The organism is Novosphingobium cyanobacteriorum, assembly GCF_029436685.1.
In the GTDB taxonomy this organism is placed as follows: domain Bacteria; phylum Pseudomonadota; class Alphaproteobacteria; order Sphingomonadales; family Sphingomonadaceae; genus Novosphingobium; species Novosphingobium cyanobacteriorum.
In genome coordinates this window covers 205160-216709 of the sequence record NZ_JAROCY010000002.1, presented here as the reverse complement: position 1 = coordinate 216709, position 11550 = coordinate 205160, and the positions used below count along the sequence as shown (strand labels likewise).

At 67.3% G+C, this 11550-nt stretch carries 11 protein-coding genes; 3 read left to right on the top strand and 8 right to left on the bottom strand.

The features are described 5' to 3' along the window. Positions 1–4: 4 nt before the first annotated feature. Positions 5–733, bottom strand: coding sequence for an SDR family NAD(P)-dependent oxidoreductase (locus POM99_RS02795; RefSeq protein WP_277275278.1), 729 nt, complete (start codon positions 731–733; stop codon positions 5–7). After that, the gene (gene bla / locus POM99_RS02790) at positions 715–1620 is read right to left on the bottom strand and encodes a class A beta-lactamase (protein ID WP_277275277.1); all 906 of its coding nucleotides are present in this window, start codon (positions 1618–1620) and stop codon (positions 715–717) included. The genes POM99_RS02795 and bla overlap by 19 nt, the downstream gene beginning before the upstream one ends. Before the next feature lie 166 nt (positions 1621–1786). Between bla and POM99_RS02785 the strand changes: the two genes are divergently transcribed. The 3 genes from POM99_RS02785 (at position 1787) to POM99_RS02775 (ending at position 4215) form a co-directional block, all read left to right on the top strand. Next, positions 1787–2998, top strand: a complete 1212-nt coding sequence (locus POM99_RS02785) for a toxic anion resistance protein (RefSeq protein ID WP_277275276.1) — start codon at positions 1787–1789, stop codon at positions 2996–2998. Between the two features lie 156 nt (positions 2999–3154). Next, positions 3155–3910, top strand: coding sequence for a hypothetical protein (locus POM99_RS02780; RefSeq protein ID WP_277275275.1), 756 nt, complete (start codon positions 3155–3157; stop codon positions 3908–3910). Next, a complete protein-coding gene (locus tag POM99_RS02775) occupies positions 3910–4215 on the top strand; it encodes a polyhydroxyalkanoic acid system family protein (RefSeq protein WP_277275274.1) in 306 nt (101 codons plus the stop codon). Before POM99_RS02780 ends, POM99_RS02775 begins: the two co-directional genes overlap by 1 nt. A 98-nt stretch (positions 4216–4313) precedes the next feature. Here POM99_RS02775 and POM99_RS02770 read toward each other — a convergent pair whose 3' ends face one another. The 6 genes from POM99_RS02770 to POM99_RS02745 all read right to left on the bottom strand — a co-directional run bounded on the left by POM99_RS02770 (position 4314) and on the right by POM99_RS02745 (position 11360). After that, a complete protein-coding gene (locus tag POM99_RS02770; RefSeq protein ID WP_277275273.1) occupies positions 4314–4757 on the bottom strand; it encodes a DUF2721 domain-containing protein in 444 nt (147 codons plus the stop codon). 54 nt (positions 4758–4811) lie between these two features. Next, positions 4812–5630, bottom strand: a complete 819-nt coding sequence (locus POM99_RS02765; RefSeq protein WP_277275272.1) for a class I mannose-6-phosphate isomerase — start codon at positions 5628–5630, stop codon at positions 4812–4814. A 13-nt stretch (positions 5631–5643) separates the two neighbouring features. After that, positions 5644–6684, bottom strand: a complete 1041-nt coding sequence (locus tag POM99_RS02760) for a mannose-1-phosphate guanylyltransferase (RefSeq protein WP_277275271.1) — start codon at positions 6682–6684, stop codon at positions 5644–5646. Between the two features lie 44 nt (positions 6685–6728). Then, positions 6729–8000, bottom strand: coding sequence for a glycoside hydrolase family 130 protein (locus POM99_RS02755; protein WP_277275270.1), 1272 nt, complete (start codon positions 7998–8000; stop codon positions 6729–6731). 7 nt (positions 8001–8007) lie between these two features. Then, positions 8008–10434, bottom strand: coding sequence for a glycosyltransferase family 4 protein (locus POM99_RS02750; RefSeq protein WP_277275269.1), 2427 nt, complete (start codon positions 10432–10434; stop codon positions 8008–8010). Between the two features lie 128 nt (positions 10435–10562). Beyond that, positions 10563–11360, bottom strand: a complete 798-nt coding sequence (locus POM99_RS02745) for a TonB family protein (protein WP_277275268.1) — start codon at positions 11358–11360, stop codon at positions 10563–10565. Positions 11361–11550 lie beyond the last annotated feature (190 nt).

Here is an 11550-nt window from a genome sequence, read left to right as displayed (position 1 = left end):
CGGGTCAGAAGGAAATTTCCGCTCCGTCCCACGCGTAGAGCCTGCCGCTCTGCGCGGGGAAAAGCCCGTCCAGCACCGCCAGCAGCCGCCCTGCCGCATAGTCCGGCGTGAACAGCTTGCCCTCCGCCACGCCGCGCTGGAACGGGGCGGACAGGCCGGTGTCGACCGTGCCGGGGTGCAGCGCCACGGCTATCGCCTGTGGGTGGCTGCGCGACAGTTCGATCGCCAGGTTGCGCACCAGCATGTTGAGCGCGGCCTTGGCGGCGCGGTAGGCGTGCCAGCCGCCGAGGCGGTTGTCGGAAATCGAGCCGACGCGGGCGGAGAGCGCCGCGAACACCGCGCGCCGATCACGCGGCAGCAGCGGCAGGGCATGCTTGGCGATCAGCGCGGGGCCGATGGCGTTGATCGCGAAGAGTTCGGCCAGCCCCTCTGCCGTCACCGCGCGATACGATTTTTCCGGGCCGGTGCCATCGGCGCGGGTCAGACGCCCGGTGGCGACCAGCACCATGTCCAGCGGTGCGCCGATGGCAGCACAGGCGGCTGCGATGGAGGCCTCGTCGGCAAGGTCGAAGGCGAAGGGGCGCACCTTGACATGGACGGGCGCGGTGCCCGATCGCGATCCGGCGTGGACTTCCGCCACGTCGCCCCGCGCGGCCAGCGCCTGCACCAGCGCCGCGCCGATCCCGCCCGATGCCCCGAATACCGCGCAGCGCATCACCGCCGCAGCTTCCATGACTTCGGATCGGCGGCGATGCGGCCGACTTGCGCCAGAACGGCCTCATCCTGGGCGCGTATGGTCGCAACTGCGCCCGGCGTTTCGTAATAGGCGGTGATCACCAGCGGGTTGCCGCCAGGTGGAAAGGCCACTGCCACGTCGTTCACCTTGGCCGGCAGATCGTCGAACAGGGCGGTGCCGGTCTTGTCCCCCGCCTGCCAGCCCATCGGCAGGCCCGCGCGGATGCGCTTCAGCCCCGTGGCCGTCGCGCGGGTCCAGCCGAGCAGGGTTGCGCGCGCCGAGGGCGAGAGCACCGGGCCGAGCACGAAGGCCGCGGTGCAGCGGGCCATCGCCTCGGGCGTGGTGGTGTCCTGCTGCTCGCCCGGCCCTACCCGGTTGAGCGCGGTCTCATAGCGGTCCAGCCGGCTGGTGACGTCGCCCAGATCGCGCCAGAACTGCGTAAGCGCGGCCGGCCCGCCCAGCCGCCGCATTAGCAGGTTGGCGCAGAGGTTGTCGCTGGTCGCCTGCGCGCCTTCGGCCATGCCCAGCACGGTCAGGTCCGCCTTCCCCGCGTGCGCCTCTGCCACCGGGGAATTGGGCAGCAGGTCCAGCACGGAATAGGGCAGCACCTCGGCCGGATTCAGCCGACCGGCGTCAACCTCGCGCAGGACGAAGGCGGCGAGGCTCAGTTTGAAGGTGGAACAGTGGGCGAAGCGTTCACCACCGCGCCAGCCATAACCGCGCCCGGAAGCCGGCTCGAACACCCACGCGCCCAGCCGCCCGCCGGCCTTGGCCTCAAGCTTCTGCAGCGCAATCTCGCCGGCAAAGCGGCGGGGTTTCGAGGCCGCGAAGGCGGTGGTCGCGGCGGTGGCCGCCAGGGCGGAGAGGAACAGGCGGCGGTCCATCAACGGCACGCTATCGGGGGGACGGGCGATGTCAAAGCCTCACTTGCGGGCACCGACCGGCGGCACACGCTGATCGACCAACGGCTGTATTGCGTCGACAATACAGCTTGCAGCGGCGCAGGTGCATCGCCATCTTCGCCGTCAGTCCCGCAAGGCAGGAACCGACATGGCCAGCGAAGCACCCGTTACCCAAGCCGCACCCGCGATCACCCTCACCCCGCCCGATCCGGTGCCGGTGGTGGCGCCGACGCAGGCCGCCGGGCTGGTGCCGGTTGACGATGGCACCAAGGGCAAGCTGGAAGCGAAGGTCGACGCGTTTGTCGCCGATCTTGTGGCGCAGGACGCGCAGAGCCCGGAATTCGGCAAGCGGGTGGACCAGCTGACCAACATGGGCCGCAAGGAGATCGTGTCGGCGGCGGGCATGTCCAACCGCTTTCTCGACCGGCCGATCCGCGCGATGGACAAGGACAGCGGCGTGGGCGCGGACCTCGCCCAGCTGCGCCGCACAGTGGAAGAGCTTGATCCCGGCCGGCAGGGCAAGCTTTCAAGCGGGCGCAAGTTCCTGGGCATCATCCCCTTCGGCAACAGCGTGAAGCGCTATTTCGACGGCTACACATCGGCGCAGGGCCATATCAAGGCGATCCTCGACCGGCTCGCCTCGGGCAAGGACGAGCTGCTGATGGACAACGCCGCGATCGATGTTGAGCGCGGCAAGCTGTGGGAGGCGATGGGCAAGCTGGAGCAGATGATCCACATCTCCAAGGTGCTGGACCAGCGGCTTGAGGATGCGGCGGCGGACCTTGACCATACCGACCCGGCAAAGGCCAAGGCGATCCGCGAATCCGCGCTGTTCTATACCCGCCAGCGCACGCAGGACCTGCTGACGCAGATGGCGGTGTCGGTGCAGGGCTACCTCGCGCTGGACCTCGTCAAGAAGAACAACGTCGAACTGGTGAAGGGCGTGGACCGCGCCAGCACCACCACCGTGGCGGCGCTGCGCACCGCCGTGACCGTGGCGCAGGCGATGACCAACCAGCGGCTGGTGCTGCAGCAGATCACCGAGCTGAACACCACCACCGCCAACATCATCGATTCCACCGGAAAGCTGCTGCGCGAGAACACCGGCAAGATCCACGAGATGGCGGCATCGAGCACCATCCCGCTGGAAACGCTGCAGCGCGCGTTCCAGAACATCTATGACACGATGGACACCATCGACACCTTCAAGCTGAAGGCGCTGGATGCGATGAAGCAGACGGTGGACACGCTTTCGGGCGAGGTGGAGAAGTCCAAGGGCTATATCGCCCGGGCCGAAGGCGCGGCGCAGGGCAAGGTGGCCGGACCAGAGACCTCGCCGCTGCTGAGCCTGGAGGGCTGAGCGGGACGATGTTTGTGATTCCCGAAAGGTCGAGCCCCCACCCCGCTGCGACTAGCTTCGCCTTTGGCAAAGCAAATCTCGCTCCCCTCCCCGATGGGGAGGGGTTGGGGGCGGGGGTTCGACTCCCGCCTGCACAGACAACGGCAGAGGCATAGGATGGCCGGGGAAGCGCACGAGAGCGAGCGGATTCTCGCCTCTGCCCGGCAATCGCTGCAGGTGCAGCGCGCGGGTGGGCGGCGGCGTTCGATCGGGCAGCGTTCTGCCGAGATGAAGCGGCGGCATTACCTGGGCAAGCTGACCCGTGCGGCGATGGCGGTGGCGGTGATCCTGCTGGGCGGGATGGTGGCGGGTCTGATCCTGAACGGCATCGGCATCACCGGCCTGTTCGTGATGGCGCTGGCGGTGGTGGCCGCGCTGGCCTTCTTCACCACGTTCCCACGGATGAAGGTGCCCTCGCTGCCCTCGCTCAACAGTGGCGATGTGCGCACCATGGTTGGCCGCACCGAATTGTGGCTTGAGGCGCAGCGCCCTGCGCTGCCCGCGCCGGCGGTGCGGCTGGTGGACCAGATCGGCGTGCAGCTTGATGGGCTGGGGCAGCAGCTGGAAGGGATCGACCAGAGCGAGCCCGCCGTGGCCGAAGTGCGCAAGCTGGTGGGCGAGCACCTGCCCGGCATGGTCGAGAGCTGGCGCAAGATTCCCCCGCACCTGCGGCGCGAGGAGCGCGGCGGGCGCAATGCCGACGAGCAGCTGTCCGACGGCCTTGGCAAGATCAGCGCCGAGATCGACGCGATCACCCGCCAGCTGGCCGCGGGCGACCTTGATGCGCTGGCCGTGCGCGGGCGCTACCTTGACTATCGCTATGGCAACGGGCTTGACGAGCCGCCCCTGATCGAAGCCCCGAAGGACGCCTGATGCGCATTGCCATTCCCCACACCCTTGGCAAGGACGAGGTCCGCCGCCGGATCGAGACGAAGGTTGGCCGCGTGGGCGAGAAGGCCAGCGAGACGCTGGGCGCGATGGTGACGGTGGAGACCAGCTGGGTCGACGCCGATCACCTGCAGATGGACGTTTCCGCCATGGGCTTCGAGGTGCCGACCGCCTTGGCCATCGAGGACAGCCAGATCGTGTTCGACGTGGAAGTGCCCGCCATGCTGGGTTTCGCGCGCAAGATGATCGAACAGGCGATCACCGAAAAGGGCACGAAGCTGCTGGCCTGAGGCTGGGCCTGCCCACCCCGCTGCGACTATGCCTCACCACGTGAGGCAAGTCTCGCTCCCCTCCCGCATGCGGGAGGAGTTGGGGGTGGGCTGCTCGCTCACAGATCCCGCCGCTCCAGCTCCAGCAGCTCGCGCGGCAGGCGCAGCGTCTGCGCCACCAGCCGGGTTTCCAGCAGCAGGTAGACCAGCGCGATCATCAGCAGCGCGATGGCGATGAAGAAGCTGACTTCGGTCGCGATGCGGAACTCGGTCCCGGCCATTTCGCCCAGGAACAGCATGCCCACGGTCACCCCGATGAGCAGGCCCGAACAGACCAGCAGCAGCAGCGCATTACCGATCAGCTGGATGCGCCGGTCGACATAGCGGATCTCCACCACCACGGCGTCGTGCGCGGCGCCAGTGGTCTGCCTGTGCAGTTCCTGCAGGGTGCGTGACCGGTCGACTATGCGGCCGAGCCGCGTCGTGAGGATGTTCATGATGTTGCCGATGGCCACCAGCACGAACACCGGCGCCAGCGCGAGTTGGATGGTCTGCGCGATCATGGCCAATCCTTCGCGCCTGCGCGCCTGGGGCGCAAGCGGGATACGAATGCGGCGTCAGGCGGGCGGCTTCACCAGGATGCACTGCCCATCCGCCGGGAAGGTCAGCGCCGCGATGGAAGGCGCGCTGGCGCAGTCGCCGGCCTTCAGCGCCCCGCCATCCAGCAGCACTTCGCCCACCCGCGGGATCACCAGCAGCGGCCCGGCATATTCTGCCAGCAGCGCGGCATCGGGCAGCCCATCGAGCCGGTGCGCGGTGAAATAGGGCCCGCGCGCCAGTTCCACGGTGCCGGCATCGGGAATGTGCCGCCGGTCCGCCGGATCGAGCGGCGCGCCCTTTGACACCGCGATGCCCTGTTCCAGGTGCAGTTCACGCGGGCGGCCGTAGTCATAGAGGCGATAGGTGATGTCGCTGTTCTGCTGGATCTCGATCAGCGAAACCCCCGCGCCGATGGCATGGACGGTATTGGCCGCGATATAGAAGAAATCACCCGGCTTCACCGCGTGCCACACCAGCATGTCCTCGATGCTGCCATCGAGCGCGGCCTTGCGCATGGTTTCGGCGTCGACATCCCCGTGGAAGCCCACGCCCAGCGTGGCGCCCGGCTCGGCATCGATCACCAGCCAGCATTCCTCCTTGCCGCCATAGCCGGTGCGCGCCGTCTCGCCCGAAGCTTCGGCCTGCGCGTCGGACGGGTGGACCTGCACCGAGAGCTTTTCGCTGGTGAAGATGTACTTGATCAGGATCGTCGGCAGTTCCGCCGGTGGCTCGAACCAGATCTCGCCGATCCGTTCGCCCGGCGTGTCCGTGAACGGCGCAGGCAACACCGCCTTGCCCCACGGCTTTTCCACGGTGCGGATCGGCAGCTTGCCCATTACCGGCCCCCTGTCACTGATTGGCCGCGCCGGAAAGCTTGCCCACCAGCTGCGCGCCTTCGGGGGTGCAGACCAGCACTTCGTCCTTGTCCACCACCACGATCAGGTTCGATGCGCCAACCACGTTCACGCGCGGCCCATCGGTGTGGACCAGCACGTTGCGGCAATCCTTCAGCTCGGCCCGGCCCATCACCGCGTTGCCATCCTCATCGCGGTCCAGCGCATCGTGCAGCGCCTGCCAGTTGCCGATGTCGGACCAGGCCATCACCGCCGGCACCATCGCCGCGCGGCTGGTGTTTTCCATCACCGCATAGTCCACGCTTTCGCTTTCGATCAGCGCGAACGCCCCCGCATCGGGGTGGAAGCGCATGCCATCGGCCGCACCCTTGTCCACCGAAGCCTTCACCGCGTCGTGAATCGCCGGGCGATGCGCCTTCAGCTCATCGAGGAACGTGCCGGCGCGGAAGGCGAAGATGCCCCCGTTCCACGAATAGTCCCCGCTGGCCAGGAATTCGATGGCGCGTTCCAGGTTCGGCTTTTCCACGAACTGGGCCACCTTCATGCCGCCCGTGCCCTCGATCGCCTCGCCATGGCGGAGGTAGCCGAAGCCGGTTTCGGGCGCGGTCGGCGCGATGCCGAACGAGACCAGCCAGCCCTGAGAGGCGAGCGAGGCCGCCGCACGCGCCGCTGCCTGGAAGGCCGCGCAATCGCCGATGTGGTGGTCGCTGGGGCACACCAGCATCACCGCGTCTTCGGGCAGGCGCAGCGCCGCCAGCGCAATGGCCGCAGCGGTGTTCTTGCCTTCGGGCTCCACGATGATCTGCGTGTGCTCCCGGTCGGGCAGCTGCGCCTCCACGTGGTCCAGATGCGCCGCCCCGGTCACGATCACCGGATCGCCAAAGCCCTCACCCTTGTCGCAGCGCAGCACGGTGGCGGTGAACAGCGTGCTGTCCCCCACCAGGGGCAGGAACGGCTTGGGCATCGTCTTGCGCGAACGGGGCCAAAGACGGGTGCCGGAGCCACCGCACAAAACAACCGGAATGATATCGCTCATGGTATCCCGTCAGCTTCCAAGTTCGTGTCGGACCCGGCCGAAACCTAGTCCATCAGGGCCAGTATGTCCTCGATCGACGTCGTGGCGAAGCCTACCGCGGAGTCCGAGATGCCATAGGGGACGAACAGGTTGCCCCCCACTTTCATCGCACCGCACGTATAGACCACGTTCGGGACATATCCGTAACGGTCGGCATCAAGTGCGGTCAACAGCGGTTTGCTGCACCGCGCAATCACTTTGGAGGGATCGTCGCGGTCCAGCAGCGCGCATCCCAGCGCATATTTCCGCATTGCACCAACGCCATGCGTCAGCAAAAGCCATCCCGCATCGGTCAGGATGGGGCTGCCACAATTGCCGATCTGGATGAATTCCCACGGGTACTTGGGCTCCATCAGCAGCACGCCATCGTCGTCCCAGTGGTTCAGGCGGTCCGAATACATCAGGAACAGGTTCTTGCCGTCCTGCCGGCCGACCATGCAGAACCTGCCGTTCACCTTTTCAGGAAACAGCGCCATGCCCTTGTTGCGTCCGGCCACGCCCTCCACCGGTTCCAGCACGAACCGGCGGAAATCGCAGGTGCGCATCAGTTCCGACCGGATCGAGCTGCCGGAATAGGCGGTATAGGTGCCGACCCATTCATAGCGGCCATCGCACCCGGCATCGTCGCCGTGGTCGAAGCGCACCAGCCGCAGGTCTTCCAGCCCGCCACGCTGCTGTTCGGTGATCGGGAAGATCACCGAGTTGGACAGGCTGCTTTCGGCATGGCGATGCACCGTGACCCCGGCATCGGCATCGATCAGGGTCGAATCGTCGGGCACCATCGCCGTGGCAAAGGCGCTTTGCGGCCACAGCTGGAACGTGCCGTCGGGATGGGCGATGCCTTCGCGGAACACGATGGAGCTGATGTGCCCCTCGCCCACCGCGCGCAGGCTCATCACGAAGCGCACCGCACCGCCCGACATGCCCGATTGATCGGGATGCGGCACGATGCTGGGGTTCATCAGCGCCGCCGCGGCATAGGTGTATTCATGGCAGAAATAGGCGCCGATCAGCTTGCGCCGCGTATCGGTCAAACTGCTGCCGTCCAGCCCCAGCATGGTCTCCACCTCGCGATAGCGGGTCTCAAACAGCTGCTCTGTCTGCCAGTGCCGTTCCTGGAAGTCGAAAAGGACGCGGCCATATTCCTCTTCCGCTTCCGTTTCCGGAAGCGCGAGGACATCGGCCACGAGGCGCGCAGCGCGCGATCCGTGCGCGGATGGTCCCTGCCAGCCCAGGTGAAAGGGCCGCAGGACCACCCGCGACGGATCGGCGTGCAATCGTTCGTCAAGTATTCGCAAGGGCGCCCTGTTGGTCTCGGTCTGTCAGCGGGTTCGTGCGCACAACCGCTCCGGCCACCTGTCGTTCCTCGACCGCCGGCAAAATTGTGCCCGCCTCACGCGCAAGCGCCTGCATCGCATAGTGCGAAAGCTGGAACGCAAGGATCGATTCCGCTCCGCAGTTCTCGTTCGCACCCTGCGGGGTCACCCCGTCGCGGCAGCGGCCGCTGGCGATATCGCCCAGCACCACGCCACGATCATTGGCGCCCAGGAACCAGCGATAGGCCGCCTCGGCATGATCAAGCCATGCCCGGTCCCCGCTGGCGGCAAAGGCGGCTGCGGCAGCATCGATCGCGGCCCAGGCTTCCAGCGGCTGCTGGTCAAAGGGCAGCGCCTCATACCGGCGGTGGAAGGTTTCCGAACCGATCGCCCGGAACAGCCCCGTGGACGAAACCTGCTGCCCACAGATGAAGCGCATGGCGGCAAGGCCGCTGTCCAGCCAATCGTTGCGGCCCATCATCACCGCCGCCTCGATCAGCGCCTGCGGCATGCGCGGGTTGTCGTACCCCAGCATCGCCTCGAACCAGGCCCAGTCCGGGCGCCGCTCTTCCTCAAGCAGGCGATGCAGCATGTCACCGCCCCGCACCACCAGCGCACGCGCCGCGGCATGATCGGGCTCCACGCGCAGGGCCTCCATCGCGCCCAGCATGGCAAAGGCCATGGCGCGCGGATAGTGGCACTCGGCCAGCGGCTCCACCGCGATGTCGAACCACAATCGCGCCCAGCGGCGCAGGCCCGCATCGGGCGCATGGCGCATGGCGTGGCCCAGCGCCCACAGCGTGCGCCCGTTCGAATCCTCGCTGCCCACGTCCTCGCACCAGGTACGGTCAAAGGCCATGAAGTTGCGGAAGCGGCGCTCGTCGGGGTTCCATGCGTACTGGATGAACGAGGCATAGACCGTGGCCCAGCGCTGCCGTTCGGCCAGCGGCACGGCATCGGCAACGCCCATCAGCATCAGCGCGCGCACGTTGTCGTCCAGGCAATAGCCATGGCGGCGATCGGGCACGGTCAGGATCGAATGCTGCAGCATCCCGGTCGAATCGCTCATCGCCACCACCCCGGCAAAGCCAGGCGTTGCCAGCAGCGGCGGCTGGCGCGGTGCGCTGGCCACGGCGCTTTGCACCAGGTCCGCGCTGGCGGCGGCAAAGCGCGGCCAGATCGTTTCACGGCCCTTGGCATAGGCGCGGCGCTGCATTGCATCCAGCGCCTCGGGATCGTCAAGCAGGCCGACGATCGCATCGGCCAACGCCTGAGCCGAACGCGGCGGCACCAGCACGCCCACGTCTTCGGCCAGCAGCTCACGCGCGTGGACATAGGGGGTGGCGACCACCGCCTTGCCCGTCGCCACGGCATAGCTCAGCGTGCCCGATGTGGACTGCTGCAGGTTGGGATAGGGTGTGACATAGATGTCGCACTCTTCCAGGCTGTCGAGCAGTTCCTCGGTATCGAGGAAGCGATTGTCCCACTCGATGTTGGCCGAAACGCCCAGCGATGCCGCCCGCGCCATCAGGCTGTCACGATAGGCTTCGCCCTCGCGCGCCACCAGGTTCGGGTGCGTGGCCCCCACGATGCGGTAGATGGTATCGGGATGGCGCGCCACGATGGCGGGCAGGGCCTCGATCATCGTCTCCAGCCCCTTGCCCGGGCCGAGCAGGCCGAAGGTCATCAGCACGTTCTTGCCACTGTGCCCGGCGGCCGCCTTGAACATGGCGCTGCGGCCAAACGGGCGGTCTGGCGCACCATGTGCGATCACCGCCACGCGTTCTGCAGGCACGCCATACAGGCTGGCCAGCAGCCCCTGCGAATGCTGGCTCATCACCATCACCCGGCTGGCGCGGCGCAGGATATGCTGGAGGATCGCACGCTGGCGCTCGTCCGGCTCGGCCAGCACGGTGTGCAGCGTCACGATCAGCGGCGCGGCCACGCGGTCCACCAGGTCGAGCACCATCTCGCCCTCGGGCCCGCCGAAGATGCCGTATTCGTGCTGCAGCCACACCGCGTCCACGCCGTCTTCATTGATGCGGCGGGCGGCGATGCGATAATCCTCGGCCTGATCGGCGCGGATCACGCTGCGCGCCTCGGGATAGGCGTGCGATTCATTGGGGCTGTCGATCACGTGCAGGTCCACCTGCACCTCGGGGTTGTGGCAACCCAGCTGTTCGAACAGATCGGTGGTGAACGTGGCGATGCCGCACTTGCGTGGGCGGAAGCCGCCGATCAGCGCAACGCGCACCTGGCGCGCCGCTGTCGGAATCGGGCGGTGCCTGTCGGCTCCGGTTTCATTGCCGAAGAAGTCCAGCACCGCGCCGGTTCGCGCGCCGCCGGGGCTAATCCGTGCCCGGCCAAGCGGGCGATGAGGGGGTTGGATCGACATCGATGGAATTCCCGCGTTTCAAGAAGCTGTCCGTACGATGAACCAACGCGCAGCAGGTCGATTGGTTGCACCGCAGTGCAGCAATACCTAATGCACGGACAGGTATTTCGGCGCGAAAACGTCTCGTTTCAAGGCCCTGCGGCAGATAAGGGATTACTCGCATTTGCAGCATTGGGCGCAAAGAAGCGCTGCTGCCAGCCGAACACCGATTCCACCGGTTCGCCCGTCTGGTCCAAGGCGGGGCGGAAGCGGAAGCGATCGGTCGCAAGCTTGCAGGTGATGGCGTCCGCCTGTGGATCGCCACTGGGTTTGTGAACCCTGCAATCCTTCACCCGCCCGTCGGTTCCGACCGTAAGCGCCACGATCACACTGGTGCCCAGCCGGGCCTGCCGCGTCGCCTTGGGGTAATCGCGCTCGGATGTGATGTCCCCGGCGATCTTCACCGCCTTGTGCGCCACATAGCGGCCACCCGCGCCATTGCCGCTGCCACCGCTGCCGGTGCCGTTGCCGGCCGTCCCGCCGCCCGTGCCGTTGCCGGATGCGCTTGCGCCCGATTGGCTGGCGTTGCCGGTCGACGCGGCTGGCGCGGCGTTGACGCTCTTCACCGGGATGCGCGCCGGCGGGGCCACGATCTGCGTCGCCTCCGCCTTGCGCCCGGCCGCGCCTTCCGCGCCTTCAGCCTCGCGCGTGGTGGCGGTTGCGCTGGGCGTCGGAGTGGGGCTTGGCGGATCGAGCGGCACGTTTTCCGCCGTCAGGATGGCGTCCAGCCCGGTCTCGCGCAGCGCCGCCTGCACGCCGCCCAGCCCGCGCACCACCACCACCGCCAGGGCGATGTGGACCAGCACCACCAGCGCGATGGCCACCATCCGGCGGCGCGGATCAAGCGCCGGGGAATCGACGAACCGGTGCGGACTCGGCTCGGTCATGCCACTCGCCCGGTTTGCGCCATGCAGAGCCGGCCCGCAGAAAACTGGCATAAACTTGGCTGGATTAGCGCCAGATCGTGTCTCATGCGGGACAAGCTACACTCCAGGGGGCCATACATCGTGTACAGTGATGTAACGCACGAACGCCACATTGGCTAAGGTGCAAGTCCGGCGATCAGCCGGGCAAGGA